Genomic DNA, 13,762 nt, shown 5'->3' on the forward strand with positions numbered 1-13,762 from the left:
CGCCCGATGACGGGTCGGCATGATCGACGCGGGCGTTTCCGGGCACCCGCATCCGGCTGGTCGCCCGGCCATCCACCGGGTTGCGGATCCCGCCCCGGCGCGTCAGCCGGAAAGCAGCGGGGCAGGGGCCTCCGCCCGCGCATCCACCGCCAGCGGCGCCGCGCCCGCCGCCGTCAGAAACGCCGCGATCCGGTCGAACTCCGCCGGCGGCCGTGTCGCATCCCCCGCATCGCCGGGCGGAACAAAAATCACCGTTTCATAGCGCGCGCGGGAGAGCAGCACCCGATAGGTGTTCACCTGCCAGGACGCGGCCTCCTTATGGCGGATCTCCTCCCACCGCGTGCCGCGAAAGCGCCGCGCCAGCCAACCATCCCCGGCGCGCGGGCGGATCAGGTCGCCGCCCCAGCACAGGCCGACATTGTCGATCTCCAGCCCCTGGCAGGCATATTGCGTCGCCGGCGCCTCCAGCGCGTCCGAGGCGCGCACGTCCGGCCAGGCATTGAGGAACCAGCTCGCCACCGCCTGCCGGTCCATATGCGGAAAATCGGCCGACAGCCCCTCCGCCCGCAGCCGCTTCGCCCCGGCGCTGCACACGAGCCCGGCCCGCCGCGTCCCGCGCGAGGCCCCCCGCAGCGCCGCCCGCATCGCGTCGAGCGACCGTGTGATCCGGAACGGCACCCCGCCCGCGGCAGAAGCGATCCCCGCCGCCATCTCCGCCCGCCCGTCCAGCACCGCGTCGATCCACGCCGCGGCGGCGGCCGAGCGCACCTGCCGCACGCTCACATCGAGATGCAGCGCCGGATCGATCTCCATCCCCGCCGGCGCCGCATCCGCCAGCCGCCGCGCCGGATCGGGATGGCCGATCACCCCGTCCGGCCCGACGATCCGCCAGCCCGGCCGCCGCGCCAGCGCCTCGCCCCACGAGGCCAGCCCCGCCTCGCCGGTATTGATCTCCTGTCCGTTGCCCACCAGCGCCACGATCGCCGCCCCGCCCTCGTGCCGCGCCATGATGTCGAGAAACAGCCCGGCCTCGCTGTCATCGAGCTGGAACTTGCGCTGCCCGAAGGCCGCGTCCCACGCCCGCTGCGCCTCGTCGAACACGATCACCCGCTCATGCGGCGCCGCCGCGCGCGGCACGTTGTCGCGCAGGAAGCCGAGCAGCGGCTGGATCGCGCTGTCCAGCCGGTGGTTCGCCGCCCGCAGCGACACGCCGGGCCCCTTCGCATCCCGCGCCAGCGCCTCGCGCAGCACATGCACGAGCGGCAGGTTGCCGGTCAGGAACGCCGCAGGTGCGGCGCTGCGGAACACCGTGTTCAGCCCGCACAGCGTCTTGCCCGCGCCCGGAATCCCGGTGACGAACACCACAACCCGCTCGCCCGCCGCCAGCGCCCGGTCCACCGCGCGGCCGATCGCCTCGGTCGTCCGCGTCAGGTTGCTCACATCCGCCCGCGCCGCGGCGATCTCCTCCACCCCGTGCCGGCGATACAGCATCGTCGCCGCCTCGACGATGGTCGGCACCGGCCGATACGCCCCCGCCTCCCAGGCCGCCGCGTCGATCGCCGCCGCCGGCGCCGGCAGCATCGCCTCGGTCGCCGCGATCAGCCCGCCGAGCGATGCGGCATTCGCCTCCATCACCGGCATGATCGGCTGCGCCAGCAGCGGCGGGGTCGCCGCGCGCGCCGGCGCGTCCGGGGCGACCAGCACCGGCACGATCGGATGGCGCCGGCTCTCGGCGTGAAAATCGAACAGGTCGAGCGCGTAATCCTCCACCTGCAACCGGTCGGCATTGGCGAACCGCGCCGCCCCGATCTTGAATTCGAGCACGAAAATCCCGCGCTCCCCCAGCACAACGGCATCGATCCGCCGCCCCAGCCGGATCAGCGGATATTCCAGCATCACCCGCCAGTCCCCGCACCCGGCCAGCGCCGCGGTCAGGATCGGCAGCTGCGCCCGCCAGGCGCGGATCTGCTCCTCATGGTTGAGCGCATGGGTCTCGACCAGCCGGCGGGCGAGGGCGCCGATCACCGCCTCCGGCGCCGCCGCGGCGAGCTGCCCCGCCGTGCCGGACCACCACGCCCTCACGCCGCCATCACGGCCATTTGACCTCGGGCGGCATGCTCATCAGGATCGCCTCGGTATTGCCGCCGGTCTTCAGCCCGAACGTGGTCCCGCGGTCATAGAGCAGGTTGAACTCGACATACCGCCCCCGCCGCACCAGCTGCGCCTCGCGCTCCTCCGGCGTCCACGCCTCGTCCATCCGCCGCCGCACGATCGCGGGATAGGATTCAAGGAACGCGAGCCCGACATCGCGGGTAAAGGCGAAATGAAGCTCCGGCTCGGTCTCCAGATAATCGTAGAAAATCCCCCCGGCACCCCGCGTCTCGCCGCGATGCGGCAGGTAGAAATACTCGTCGCACCACTTGCTGAAGCGCGGGTAGTAGTCGGGATCGTATCTGTCGCACGCCGCCCGGAACGCGTCGTGGAACAGCGCCGCGTCCTCCTTCGCCGCCGCCGTCCCCGGCTGCAACGGGGTGAGATCGCCGCCGCCGCCGAACCATCCCTTCGTCGTCACGATCATGCGCGTGTTCATGTGCGCCGCCGGCACCCGCGGCGAGTGCATGTGCGCCACCAGGCTGATCCCCGCCGCCCAGAAGCGCGGGTCCTCCGCCGCGCCGGGAATGTTCTTCGCGAAGTCCGGGCTGAACGCGCCGCCCACCACCGAGATGTTCACCCCCACCTTCTCGAACACCCGGCCGCGCATCAGGCTCATCTCGCCGCCGCCCTCCAGCCGGTTCTGCCCGTCCGGCGCGCGCGTCCAGGGCGTGCGGGCGAAGCGGCCCGGCGCGCGGTCCGCCAGCATTCCCCCATGCGCGTCCTCGATCGCCTCGAAGGCGGCGCAGATGCGGTCGCGCAGCGTGCGGAACCACTCGCTCGCCGCCGGTTTCAGCGCCTCGTGGGCGGGGGCGGGCGGATTCGGTGCGGAACGATCATTCATGCCCGACTTATACAGCATCGCCGCCCCCCTTCCAGCGCGCGCAACCCCTCCCGCCGGCCGGACGGGATTGAATTTTATGCGGTTTGCGGTCATCCAGAGGCAACAGGTTGGTCACGGAGACAGCTCATGGCAACGCAAGCGGATGCCGGCGCGCATGGCGGCGGACAGGGAGACGGCGGGCAGCTCGATTCCCTGCGGATCATTTTTGCCACGATTTCGGTGATGGGGCTCGTCGTCCTGCTCTGGTGCTTCGCCGCCGCCCTCGCGCCCTCCCGCTCCGGGCCAGCCCCCGCGCCGCTCGCCCCGGCCATGATGAACCAGTTGCGCTGACATGAGCACCGACACGAAACCCGGCTGGTTCGAGGCCCGCCTGCCGCTCTGCGCCGTCTATCGCCGCCACTGGAGCGATGGTCTGGTCCCCGCCAGCCAGCCGCTCTCCTGGTCGGTCGGCCCGCTGGTCGGCGTCGCCCTCGCGGTGCTGACGCTCTCGGGCATCTGGCTCGGCCTCGCCTACCAGCCGAGCCTGTCCGGCGCCGCGCTGTCGATCGCCGACTACACCCGCAACGTCCCCTATGGCTGGCTGATCCGCGACCTGCACCGCGTCGGCACCACCATGCTGTTCGGCGTGCTGTTCGTCGAGCTGTTCCGCGGCGCCTTCTACGGCACCTACCGCAACGGCCGCGAACTCGCCTGGGTCATCGGGATCGTCCGCCTCTTCGCCTGCATGGCGGTCGGCTTCCTCGGCTTCGCGATGACCGGCAGCCCCGCCGCCCAGGGCGCGCTGCTGATCATGCAGGCGCATCTCGCGGCACTTCCGCTGGTCGGCCATCTGGTCGGCCCCGCCTTTCTCGGCGGCGCCGGGCTCAATGCCGCCACCGGCCCGCGCATCGCGATGGCGCATGAGGCGATCGGCTTCCTCGTCCTGCTGATCGCCGCCCTCACCGTGGTCGCCTCGCGCGCCGCCCCGCCCGCCAACCCCGACGGCATCGCCACCCCCGACCCGCGCGACCTGCTGCCCCGCTCCGCCCTGGCCGGCCAGTATTTCACCGCCTTCCTGATCTTCGCGCTGATCTTCGCCGCCATCCTCGCCTTCGCCCCCGGCCTCGGCACGCCGAAAACCCCGCTCCTGCCGGCGGCGCTGGCCATCCCGGTGCGGGTCACCCCGCCCTGGTACCTGCTGGTCTTCCACGGCTTCGCCCGCATGGGCGGCTCGCCCGGCGGCGGCCTGCTGCTCACCGTCGCGGCCTTCCTGCTGCTCGGCGCGCTGCCCTGGCTCGATCGCGGCACGGTGGCGAGCGGCCGCTACCGCCCGGTCTATGCCGGCTTCCTGATCCTGCTCGCGGTCGATCTCGTCCTCCTCGGCATCGCCGCCAGCGAGCCCGCGCGCGGCCTCTGGCCCGCGGTGACCGACATCACCGCGATCTACGCCTTCGCCCATTTCCTCATCATCACGCCGCTGGTCACCATGCTGGAAACCCCGCACGAGGTGCCGGCGCGGCTTTCGCGGAGGACCGCCTGATGCGGCGCCTGCTTGCCACCTGCCTCACCGCCGGGGCGCTTCTCGCCGCCGGCCCGGCCCTCGCCAGCGGCAACGGCTTCGGCTTCGACTCGCTGTTCGGCGGCTACAGCCAGGCCGCGCTGCAGACCGGCTTCGCCGTCTACCGCGCCGACTGCGCGAGCTGCCACGGGCTCAGCCTCGTGCACTACCGCGATCTCGGCGGCATCGGCCTTTCCGAGAAGGACATCGCGGCGATCACCGCGCAGATCAGCCAGCCGGACGGCACCGACGCCCACGGCAAGCCGCATATGGTCAAGGCCACGCCGGACGACGCCATCACCTGGTCCTACCCCGATGCGAAGGCCGCGATCGCCGCCAATCACGGCGCCCTGCCGCCGGACCTCTCGCTGTTCGAGGCCGGCCATCCGCGCGGCGCCGCCTATGTCCAGTCGCTGCTGCTCGGCTACCGCAAGGCCCCGCCGAACCTGACCCTGCTGCCGAACCACTATTACAACGTCGCCTTCCCCGGCGGGCAGATCGCGATGCCCCCGGCGCTGAAGCCCGGCTCCGTCACGCTGGCCGACGGCAAGCAGCCCGACGCGGCGCAGATGGCGCACGACGTCGCCGAATTCCTCGCCTGGACCGCCGATCCCAAACTGGAGGACCGCAAGGTCAGCGGCCTCGGCGCCATCCTCTTCCTGCTCGTCCTCGGCGGGCTCGGCGCCGTCGTCTTCCGCCGGCGGCGCGCATGAGCGCGGCCGAACCCCGCCGCCCGGTCATCGGCGTCATCGGCGGCTCCGGCCTCTATGACATCGAGGGGATCGAGGACAAGCGCTGGGAGCGCGTCGCCACCCCCTGGGGCGAGGCGTCGGACGAGCTGATGTTCGGCACGCTCGAAGGCGTGTCGGTGGTGTTCCTGCCGCGCCACGGCCGCGGCCACAAGCTCTCGCCGACCGACCTCAACTACCGCGCCAATATCGACGCGCTGAAACGCGCCGGCGTGACCGACATCCTGTCGATGTCCGCCGTCGGCAGCCTGCGCGAGGATCTGCCGCCCGGCCATTTCGTCATCGTCGACCAGTTCATCGACCGCACCTTCGCCCGCGCGAAAAGCTTCTTCGGCGCCGGCTGCGTCGCCCATGTCTCGATGGCCGAGCCGGTCTGCGCCCGGCTGGGCGACGCGCTGGAACGCTCCGCCCGCGCGCTCGACCTGCCGGTGACCCGCGGCGGCACCTATCTCGCGATGGAAGGCCCGCAATTCTCGACGAAGGCGGAAAGCCATCTCTACCGCGCCTGGGGCTGCTCGGTGATCGGCATGACCAACATGCCCGAGGCCAAGCTCGCCCGCGAGGCCGAGCTCTGCTACGCGACCGTCGCGATGGTCACCGACTATGATTGCTGGCACGAGGATCACGAGGCGGTCACGGTCGAGCAGGTGGTCAAGGTGCTGCTCGGCAATGCCGACCGCGCCCGCGCCCTGGTCCGCGCCGTCGTCCCCAGCCTCGGCGCCGCCCGCCCCGCCTGCGCCGCCGGCTGCGACCACGCGCTCGACCACGCGCTGATCACCGCCCCCGCCGCGCGCGACCCCGATCTGGTGGCACGGCTCGACGCCGTCGCCGGCCGCGTCCTCTCCGGCGGCTGACCGCCGCGGTTGGTCATGGCGGCTGACCGCCGCGGTTGGCCATCCCCCAAAGGGCGAGGGCCGCGCGTTTTGCGCTTCGCCGCGTCCGGTCCTATGTGTCGGGCACGCCGCCGGCCGTCCGGGCCGCGCGGCGTCGCCCTTTGCCATCAGCGATGGAGGATCACCAGCATGGCTCTTCAACTCGGCCAGATCGCGCCGGATTTCGAACAGGACAGCTCCGAGGGGCGCCTGAAGTTCCACGAGTATCTCGGCTCGTCCTGGGGCATCCTGTTCAGCCACCCGAAGGATTTCACCCCGGTCTGCACCACCGAGCTGGCCGAGGCCGCGCGCCTGATGCCGGAGTGGAAGAAGCGCAACGTCAAGCCCGTCGGCCTCTCGGTCGACACTGGCGAGAACCACAAGGGCTGGGCCGCCGATATCGAGGAAACCCAGGGCCAGACGCTCAATTTCCCGGTCATCGCCGACCATGACCGCAAGGTCTCCACCCTCTACGACATGATCCACCCCGCGGCCGACCCGACGGTGACGGTGCGCTCGGTCTTCATCATCGACCCGCAGAAGAAGATCCGCCTGATCATGACCTACCCGCCGGCGACGGGCCGCAACTTCGCGGAAATCCTCCGCGTGATCGACGCCCTCCAGCTGACCGACGGCTACAAGGTCGCCACCCCGGTCAACTGGACCGACGGCAAGGACGTGATCATCGTCCCCTCGCTCTCCGACGAGGAGGCGAAGCAGCGCTTCCCCGAGGGTTTCCGCACGCTCAAGCCCTATCTGCGGATGGTGAAGCAGCCGAAGCTCCCCTCGGCGAGCTGAGCCGCGGCCGCTGTCATGAAAGCTTCATGCGACTGTCACAATGGTTGCATGATAGTCCGCTACTGCCATCCGGCGATGCCGCCGGCGCGTCCCGCGGTCCGCAAGGGCCGCGGGCGGCGTTTTGAGGAACAGGTCATTTGGTGATGCCCGACGCAGCTGCCCGCATGAAGTCCGAAGTCGTGGAGCCGGCGATGGAACCCCGCGTCTCGATCCGCAATCTCGACTTCTATTACGGCGCGACCCAGGCCCTGAAATCGGTCTCGATCGACTTCCCCGACCGCCAGACCACGGCGATGATCGGCCCCTCCGGCTGCGGCAAGTCCACCCTGCTGCGCGTGCTCAACCGGATGTACGACCTCTATCCCGGCCAGCGCGCCGAGGGCGAGGTGATCCTCGACGGCGAGAACATCCTCGACCCGAGGACCGACATCAACCGCCTGCGCCGCCGCGTCGGCATGGTGTTCCAGAAACCCACGCCCTTCCCGAAATCGATCTACGAGAACATCGCCTTCGGCGTCCGCCTGCACGAGCGCCTCTCGCGCAGCGCGATGGACGAGCGGGTGGAATCCGCCCTGCACAAGGCGGCGCTGTGGAACGAGGTGAAGGACAAGCTGCACGCCTCGGCCAACGCGCTCTCCGGCGGCCAGCAGCAGCGCCTGTGCATCGCCCGCAGCATCGCGGTCAGCCCGCAGGTCCTCCTGCTCGACGAGCCGACCTCCGCCCTCGACCCGATCTCGACGCTGCGCATCGAGGAGCTGATCGACGAGCTGAAGCGCGACTTCACCATCGTCATCGTCACCCACAACATGCAGCAGGCCGGCCGCTGCGCCGACCGCGTCGCCTTCTTCTATCTCGGCGAGCTCATCGAGGTCTCCGACGCGACGCAGATGTTCACCGCCCCGCGCGAGCGGCGCACCCAGGAATACATCACCGGCCGGTTCGGCTGAGGAGCACGGCCATGCCCGAAGACAGCAAGCACATCCTGAGCAGTTTCGAGGCCGATCTCGCCCGCCTGCGCGACATGATCGCGGCGATGGGCGGCCTGGTCGAGACCGAGCTCGCCGATGCCGTCACCGCCCTTCTCACCCATGACAGCGCGATCGCCGCCCGCGTCGTCGAGATGGACGCGAAGGTCGATGCCGACGAACGCGCGATCGAGCAGTTCGCCGTCCGCGTCCTCGCCCTGCGCCAGCCCGTCGCCGACGATCTCCGCCAGGTCGTCGCCGCGCTGAAGGTCACCACCGACATCGAGCGCATCGGCGACTATGCGGCGAACGTCGCCAAGCGCACCCTGGTGCTCAACCAGGCCGGCTCCACCTGGCCGCTCGCCAGCCTCTCGCAGATGGCCCGCCTCGTGCAGGAAAGCCTCAAATCCACGATCGACGCGATCGGCGAGGCCGATCCGGTGAAGGCGATCTCGGTCTGGCGCGCCGACCAGATGATCGACGATCTCTACACCACGATCTTCCGCGAGCTGATCACCTACATGATGGAAGATCCGCGCAACATCACCGCCTGCACGCATCTTCTCTTCATCGCCAAGAATCTCGAGCGCATCGGCGACCACGCGACCAACATCGCCGAGCTGACCTACTACGCCGCCACCGGCCAGACCCTGCCCGATGCGCGGCCCAAGGGCGACCTTTCGGCCAGCCCCGGGGCGGGCGCCGCTTCCTGAGGAGAGACAACGCGATGAACGAGGCGGCGAAGCCGTTTGTGCTGGTGGTCGAGGACGAGGCCCCGCTGGTCACCCTGCTGCGCTACAATCTCGAGAAGTCCGGCTTCCGCGTCGACGAGGCCGGCGATGGCGGCGAGGCGCTCGGCCGCATCAACGAGGCGATGCCCGATCTCGTCCTGCTGGACTGGATGCTGCCCACCATGTCCGGCATCGAGGTCTGCCGCCAGCTCCGCCGCAAGCCCTCCACCCGCCATCTGCCGGTGATCATGCTCACCGCCCGCGCCGAGGACCAGGACACCGTCCGCGGCCTCGAAACCGGGGCCGACGACTACATCACCAAGCCCTTCTCGCCCGAGGCGCTGATCGCCCGCATCCGCGCCCTGCTGCGCCGCAGCGGCACCGCCCCGGCCAGGGCGCCGCTGGTCTTCCACGATCTCGAGCTCGACCCCACCACCCACCGCGTCACCCGCGGCGGCCGCGTCCTGCATCTCGGCCCCACCGAGTTCCGCCTGCTCGAATTCTTCATGCGCCACCCCCGCCGCGTCTTCTCGCGCGAGGACGTGCTGAACGCCGTCTGGGGGCGGGACATCCATGTCGAGCCCCGCACGGTGGACGTCCACATCCGCCGCCTGCGCAAGTCCATCAACGCCGAGACCGACATCGATCTGGTCCGCACCGTCCGCGCCGCCGGCTACGCGCTCGACCTCGACGCCGTCGAGGCCTGACCGCCGCGGCGCCCCGCGCGCCCGCGCCGCCGCTCCCTGCGCCTTCGCGATAAAAAGCTTGCGGCGCGCCCTCCGCCTGCGCCAGACTGCGCGCGGAGACGCCGTCGCACAATAAACAAGGGAGCAACCATGAAACCCATCCACTGGATCGCGGCATTGCCGTGCATCGTGATGCTGCTCGGCCCCGTGCTGCACAACGAGGTCGATCCCCTCATCCTCGGCATGCCCTTTCCCCTCGGCTGGATCACCGTCTGGATCCTGATCACCGCGGTGGTCATGGCCCTCGTCTACGCGCTCGATCCCGCCAACCGCGACGGCGCGGGGGCCGGCCGATGAGCATCGCCCTCGTTCTTCTCGCCCTGTCCGCCGTCTTCGCCCTCGTGCTCGGCGTCGTCGCCCGCACCGGCCACGAGATGGGCCTCGAGCAATGGACGGTCGGCAACCGCGGCTTCGGCGCCATCCTCGTCTTCCTGCTGCTCGCCGGCGAAATCTACACCACCTTCACCTTCCTCGGCGCCTCCGGCTTCGCCTACGGCCAGGGCGCGCCGGCCTATTACATCCTCGCCTACGGCACCATCGCCTACGTCATCGGCTATTTCATGCTCCCGCCGGTCTGGCGCTACGCGAAGCAGCACCACCTCGTCTCCCAGCCCGACTTCTTCGCCCACAAATACGACAGCCCCTCGCTCGGCGTCGTCGTCTCCCTGGTCGATATCGTCGCGCTGATCCCCTATCTCGTCCTCCAGCTCACCGGCCTCGGCATCATCGTCACCGCCGCCAGCTACGGCGCGATCCCGGACTGGATCTCGGTCCTCATCGGCGCCGTCGTCGTCACCGTCTATGTCATCATCTCTGGCGTGCGCGGCTCCGCCTGGACCGCCGTCGCCAAGGACCTGATGATCCTCGCCGTCGTCCTCTTCCTCGGCCTCTGGCTGCCGGCGCATCTCTATGGCGGCATCGGCCCGATGTTCACGCAAATCGCCAAGGCCAAGCCCGGCTTCCTCGTCTTCGCCGCGCACGGCACCTCGGTCTGGTGGTTCGTCTCCACCGTGCTGCTGACCGCGCTCGGCTTCTTCATGTGGCCGCATTCCTTCGCCAGCTGCTACACCGCGCGCGAGGAGAAGGTGTTCCGCAAGAACGCGATGGTGCTGCCGCTCTACCAGCTGATCCTGCTCTTCGTGTATTTCGTCGGCTTCGCGGCGGTGCTGAAGGTTCCCGGCCTCAAGGGCGCGGCGACCAACCTCGCCCTCTTCAAGATCGTCACCGCGACGCTGCCGCCCTGGGTGGTCGGCGTGGTCGGCGCCGCCGGCGTCCTCACCGCCCTCGTCCCCGGCTCGATGATCACGATGACGGCCGCCACCCTGCTCTCGCGCAACATCTACGGCGCCTTCAACCGCGACGCCTCGGACGACCAGGTCGTCTTCCTCGCCAAATGCCTGGTCCCGGTGGTGATGGCGGTGGCGGTCTATTTCACCCTGACCGGCAACTCCACCATCGTGACCCTGCTGCTGGTCGGCTACAGCTTCGTCACCCAGATGTTCCCCGCCCTGATCGCGAGCCTCTTCCCCCGCTCCGGCGTCACCCGGCAGGGGGCGATGGCCGGCATCGTCGTCGGTGTGGCGGTCGCCGCCTGGCTGACCTTCAGCCACGCCTCGGTCGGCAAGCTGCTGCCCTTCCTGCCCGGCCCGCTGAAGGACTTCAATGTCGGCATCATCGCGCTGATCGCCAACATCGTCGTCCTCTTCGCCGTCAGCGCGGTCACCCGCAGCGCCGCGACGGCGCCGGCGGAATAGCGTCGCGTCCCTCGCGGCAATGGTCCATGACGGGTCCTCCCCAGGATAATCCCGTCATGGACCACGCCAACGCCACCTTCCTCACCGCGGCCGATCTCACCCTCGCCGCCCTCGCCTTCGCCTCGGGCAGCGCGGACATCTTCGCCTTCCTGAAATTCCACGACGTCTTCACCTCGGCGATGACCGGCAACACCGCGCTGCTCGGCCTCGCGCTGGGGCAGGGGCACGTCCTCGCCGCCCAGCGCTCGCTCGCCGCGCTGCTCGGCTACTGCTCCGGCAGCGTCGCCGGCACCATCCTGAACGATGCCGCCGCCCGGTTCCGCCGCGCCCTCCGGCTGCGCCTGCTCATCGGCGCCGAAGCCGCCTTCCTCGCCGCGGTCCTCGTCCTCTGGGCGGTGGCGCGGCATCCCGTCTTCGGCCCGCACCTCTATGTCCTCATCGTCGCCGGCGCCTTCGCCATGGGCATGCAGAGCATCGCCGCCAAGGAAATCAACCTCCCCGGCATCAACACCGTCGTCGTCACCAACACCCTGACCCTGGTGATGAGCGCCGTCGGCGCCGCCCTGCGCCGCAGCCTCCGCCACCGCCGGCCGGACCTCTCGCCCTTCACGCCCATCACCCTCCGCCAGTCCGGCATGCTGGGCGTCTACCTCGCCGGCGCCGCCCTGTCCGGCTTCCTCGCCGAATCCCTGTCCCGGGCCATCGCCATCCCCGCCCTCGCCGCGGCGCTGCTCGCCTTCGCCACCGCCGGCCGCTTCCGCGACAGGCCCCGCGCCGTGCTGCCCGGCGCGTGAGGGTGCCCGGCCGCGCGGCCGGTCCGCCGCGCCCTATCCCGCCCCGGCGCGAGGCGCCTTGCCCACCCCCGCCCGTTCGTGTTTCAAACGGGGCGATGAGCACAACTGACGACATCGCCGCGCGCCTCGCCCGCATCGTCGCCGGGCTCGTCGACCTCGTCGCCGCGAAGGGCCTCGCGCGCGGCCTCGGCGGCCCGCTCATCATCCTGATCGCGATCCGCCTCAACCGCCTCGTCGCCCGCTTCGCCGCTTCCGCGCAGGCGGCGGCAAAGCCGCGCCGCGGCGCGAAACCGCGCCCGGCGCGCGCGCATGTCCCCTCGCCACTGCCCCGCCGCTTCGCCTGGCTGCTGCGCGTCCTGCCCGGCACCGGCGCCGCCGCCTCGCAGCTGCGCCACCTGCTCGACGATCCGGACATGACCGCCTTGATCGAATCGCGCCCGGCCACCGGCCGCGCCCTGCGCCCGCTCTGCCATCTGCTCGGCATCCGCCCGCCACCCGCCCTGCGCCGCAAGGTTGCGCTCCGCGCCCCGTTGTCACCCCGGCCCCGCGCCCGGCCCCGCGCCCGGCCCGCGCCGCCGCCCGCGCCTTCGCCGCTCCTCCCGCGCCGCCGCCTCGCGCGGCCGCCCGGCAACCGCGCCTGTCCGCTCCACCCGGACCTCCGCCTCGACACCGGCTGATCCGGCGCGGCGGCACGCCGCGTCGCGACCGGCGGATGATCCGGAAACGGGTTGGGAGAGGCTCTTCAGTCGCGATTCGGGCAGCCTTACGTTTACGTCATCTAAAAAATGCGAATCATTTAACTAAACGATACAATACGACAAATTTAAGATTTTTTTCGTAAATTGATGCAAATCATGAAAAATTATTAATTGGATTCCATCATATTTTGTAGACATTTTGCATACGAATCGACATAACAAACTGTTTTTGTGGCATAATGTCAAGCGCGGTCGATATCTCCGTTTTGAGAACTTCGTTTGCCTATTAGATAAAATTGAGTTAATAAAGCGCAACTGGATAACATTGCTTCACATTAGGCGTTTCGATCCGCCTTTTAGATTTATCGCATATTTGAGAGGTTGCATGATGATCGTCGATCCGAAGCATCGGTTTCCGCTGGTCCGCTTCATGCCTTATGGCGATCAGCTTGCAGAACTGCCGCATTTCGCCTCGCCGGTCACCCGCGCCCCTGCCGCGCCCGACCTGCAGGTCCGGCGGGAGGGGCGCCTGGCCCGCGCCTCCCGCCGGGTCTTCGACGTCACGATGAGCCTCGTCATGGCGGTCTTTCTCGCCCCCGTCATGCTTCTCGCCGCCCTCGCCATCGCCATCGACAGTCCCGGCCCGGTCTTCTACCGCCAGACCCGCGTCGGCCTGAACGGCCGGCCGTTCCGCATCACCAAGTTCCGCAGCATGCGCCGCGACGCCGAGGGAGCGGGCGTCGCCGTCTGGGCCGCGACCGAGGATCCGCGCATCACCGCGGTCGGCCGCATCCTGCGCAAATACCGGATCGACGAGCTGCCCCAGTTCTTCGACGTCCTGCGCGGCGACATGAGCATCATCGGCCCGCGCCCCGAGCGTCCCGAGTTCGTCGCGATCCTGCGCGAGTCGATCCCCGACTACGATTTGCGCCACGCGGTGAAGCCGGGCATTACCGGTCTCGCTCAAGTGCGCTATGCTTACGGCGCCTCGGTCGAGGATGCGCGGATCAAGCACATCTATGACACCGAGTACCTCAGGAAGAGGTCGTTCCTGCTCGATGGAAAAATTCTGATCGAAACCGTTTCGGTCGTATTGTTTGGCAAGGGCGCACGGTGACGGCCT

Annotated in this window: 15 protein-coding genes; 13 read left to right on the forward strand and 2 right to left on the reverse strand. The window is 69.7% G+C overall.

Features of this window, described 5'->3' with window-relative positions; genetic code table 11:
- Positions 1-102: 102 nt before the first annotated feature.
- Positions 103-2,082: a DUF2075 domain-containing protein gene (locus ACMV_RS16330; RefSeq protein ID WP_013641121.1), complete on the reverse strand. Its 1,980-nt coding sequence runs from the start codon at positions 2,080-2,082 to the stop codon at positions 103-105.
- Positions 2,083-2,089: 7 nt separating this feature from the next.
- Positions 2,090-3,013, reverse strand: a complete 924-nt coding sequence (gene hemF / locus ACMV_RS16335) for an oxygen-dependent coproporphyrinogen oxidase (protein WP_013641122.1) — start codon at positions 3,011-3,013, stop codon at positions 2,090-2,092.
- 108 nt (positions 3,014-3,121) lie between these two features.
- Here hemF and ACMV_RS16340 point away from each other — a divergent pair, with 108 nt between their 5' ends.
- The 13 genes from ACMV_RS16340 to ACMV_RS16400 all read left to right on the forward strand — a co-directional run bounded on the left by ACMV_RS16340 (position 3,122) and on the right by ACMV_RS16400 (position 13,756).
- Positions 3,122-3,325, forward strand: a complete 204-nt coding sequence (locus ACMV_RS16340; protein ID WP_013641123.1) for a hypothetical protein — start codon at positions 3,122-3,124, stop codon at positions 3,323-3,325.
- 1 nt (position 3,326) lies between these two features.
- Positions 3,327-4,514 carry a cytochrome b gene (locus ACMV_RS16345; RefSeq protein ID WP_012040431.1) on the forward strand — a complete coding sequence of 396 codons (1,188 nt, stop codon included), beginning with the start codon at positions 3,327-3,329 and terminating at the stop codon, positions 4,512-4,514.
- Positions 4,514-5,245, forward strand: a complete 732-nt coding sequence (locus tag ACMV_RS16350) for a cytochrome c1 (protein ID WP_007424672.1) — start codon at positions 4,514-4,516, stop codon at positions 5,243-5,245. Before ACMV_RS16345 ends, ACMV_RS16350 begins: the two co-directional genes overlap by 1 nt.
- Positions 5,242-6,135: an S-methyl-5'-thioadenosine phosphorylase gene (locus tag ACMV_RS16355; RefSeq protein ID WP_013641124.1), complete on the forward strand. Its 894-nt coding sequence runs from the start codon at positions 5,242-5,244 to the stop codon at positions 6,133-6,135. The genes ACMV_RS16350 and ACMV_RS16355 overlap by 4 nt, the downstream gene beginning before the upstream one ends.
- A 168-nt stretch (positions 6,136-6,303) precedes the next feature.
- Positions 6,304-6,951, forward strand: coding sequence for a peroxiredoxin (locus ACMV_RS16360; protein WP_012040432.1), 648 nt, complete (start codon positions 6,304-6,306; stop codon positions 6,949-6,951).
- Positions 6,952-7,115: 164 nt separating this feature from the next.
- Positions 7,116-7,898 carry a phosphate ABC transporter ATP-binding protein PstB gene (gene pstB / locus ACMV_RS16365; RefSeq protein WP_035188080.1) on the forward strand — a complete coding sequence of 261 codons (783 nt, stop codon included), beginning with the start codon at positions 7,116-7,118 and terminating at the stop codon, positions 7,896-7,898.
- Positions 7,899-7,909: 11 nt separating this feature from the next.
- Complete coding sequence (phoU, locus tag ACMV_RS16370; protein ID WP_007424676.1) at positions 7,910-8,629, forward strand: phosphate signaling complex protein PhoU; 720 nt, start codon at positions 7,910-7,912, stop codon at positions 8,627-8,629.
- Positions 8,630-8,643: 14 nt separating this feature from the next.
- On the forward strand, positions 8,644-9,354 hold the full coding sequence (phoB, locus tag ACMV_RS16375; RefSeq protein WP_007424677.1) for a phosphate regulon transcriptional regulator PhoB: 711 nt from the start codon (positions 8,644-8,646) through the stop codon (positions 9,352-9,354).
- A gap of 129 nt (positions 9,355-9,483) precedes the next feature.
- Positions 9,484-9,690, forward strand: coding sequence for a DUF3311 domain-containing protein (locus ACMV_RS16380; RefSeq protein WP_007424678.1), 207 nt, complete (start codon positions 9,484-9,486; stop codon positions 9,688-9,690).
- Positions 9,687-11,147 carry a sodium:solute symporter family protein gene (locus ACMV_RS16385; protein ID WP_007424679.1) on the forward strand — a complete coding sequence of 487 codons (1,461 nt, stop codon included), beginning with the start codon at positions 9,687-9,689 and terminating at the stop codon, positions 11,145-11,147. Before ACMV_RS16380 ends, ACMV_RS16385 begins: the two co-directional genes overlap by 4 nt.
- Before the next feature lie 56 nt (positions 11,148-11,203).
- The gene (locus ACMV_RS16390; protein WP_013641126.1) at positions 11,204-11,941 is read left to right on the forward strand and encodes a YoaK family protein; all 738 of its coding nucleotides are present in this window, start codon (positions 11,204-11,206) and stop codon (positions 11,939-11,941) included.
- Between the two features lie 95 nt (positions 11,942-12,036).
- Positions 12,037-12,618 carry a hypothetical protein gene (locus ACMV_RS16395; RefSeq protein ID WP_013641127.1) on the forward strand — a complete coding sequence of 194 codons (582 nt, stop codon included), beginning with the start codon at positions 12,037-12,039 and terminating at the stop codon, positions 12,616-12,618.
- A gap of 406 nt (positions 12,619-13,024) precedes the next feature.
- Positions 13,025-13,756: a sugar transferase gene (locus ACMV_RS16400; protein WP_013641128.1), complete on the forward strand. Its 732-nt coding sequence runs from the start codon at positions 13,025-13,027 to the stop codon at positions 13,754-13,756.
- The last annotated feature ends 6 nt before the right edge of the window (positions 13,757-13,762 follow it).

The organism is Acidiphilium multivorum AIU301 (assembly GCF_000202835.1).
GTDB lineage: Bacteria > Pseudomonadota > Alphaproteobacteria > Acetobacterales > Acetobacteraceae > Acidiphilium > Acidiphilium multivorum.

What these genes read in the sequence shown, in the direction of transcription:
- ACMV_RS16350 (WP_007424672.1), top strand. Translation starts at nt 4,514, where the DNA reads ATGCGGCGCCTGCTTGCCACCTGCCTCACCGCCGGGGCGCTTCTCGCC.
- ACMV_RS16355 (WP_013641124.1), top strand. Translation starts at nt 5,242, where the DNA reads ATGAGCGCGGCCGAACCCCGCCGCCCGGTCATCGGCGTCATCGGCGGC.
- ACMV_RS16360 (WP_012040432.1), top strand. Translation starts at nt 6,304, where the DNA reads ATGGCTCTTCAACTCGGCCAGATCGCGCCGGATTTCGAACAGGACAGC.
- ACMV_RS16390 (WP_013641126.1), top strand. Translation starts at nt 11,204, where the DNA reads ATGGACCACGCCAACGCCACCTTCCTCACCGCGGCCGATCTCACCCTC.
- ACMV_RS16385 (WP_007424679.1), top strand. Translation starts at nt 9,687, where the DNA reads ATGAGCATCGCCCTCGTTCTTCTCGCCCTGTCCGCCGTCTTCGCCCTC.
- ACMV_RS16340 (WP_013641123.1), top strand. Translation starts at nt 3,122, where the DNA reads ATGGCAACGCAAGCGGATGCCGGCGCGCATGGCGGCGGACAGGGAGAC.
- hemF (WP_013641122.1), bottom strand. Translation starts at nt 3,013, where the DNA reads ATGCTGTATAAGTCGGGCATGAATGATCGTTCCGCACCGAATCCGCCC.
- ACMV_RS16380 (WP_007424678.1), top strand. Translation starts at nt 9,484, where the DNA reads ATGAAACCCATCCACTGGATCGCGGCATTGCCGTGCATCGTGATGCTG.
- ACMV_RS16345 (WP_012040431.1), top strand. Translation starts at nt 3,327, where the DNA reads ATGAGCACCGACACGAAACCCGGCTGGTTCGAGGCCCGCCTGCCGCTC.
- pstB (WP_035188080.1), top strand. Translation starts at nt 7,116, where the DNA reads ATGAAGTCCGAAGTCGTGGAGCCGGCGATGGAACCCCGCGTCTCGATC.
- phoB (WP_007424677.1), top strand. Translation starts at nt 8,644, where the DNA reads ATGAACGAGGCGGCGAAGCCGTTTGTGCTGGTGGTCGAGGACGAGGCC.
- ACMV_RS16400 (WP_013641128.1), top strand. Translation starts at nt 13,025, where the DNA reads ATGATGATCGTCGATCCGAAGCATCGGTTTCCGCTGGTCCGCTTCATG.
- ACMV_RS16395 (WP_013641127.1), top strand. Translation starts at nt 12,037, where the DNA reads ATGAGCACAACTGACGACATCGCCGCGCGCCTCGCCCGCATCGTCGCC.
- phoU (WP_007424676.1), top strand. Translation starts at nt 7,910, where the DNA reads ATGCCCGAAGACAGCAAGCACATCCTGAGCAGTTTCGAGGCCGATCTC.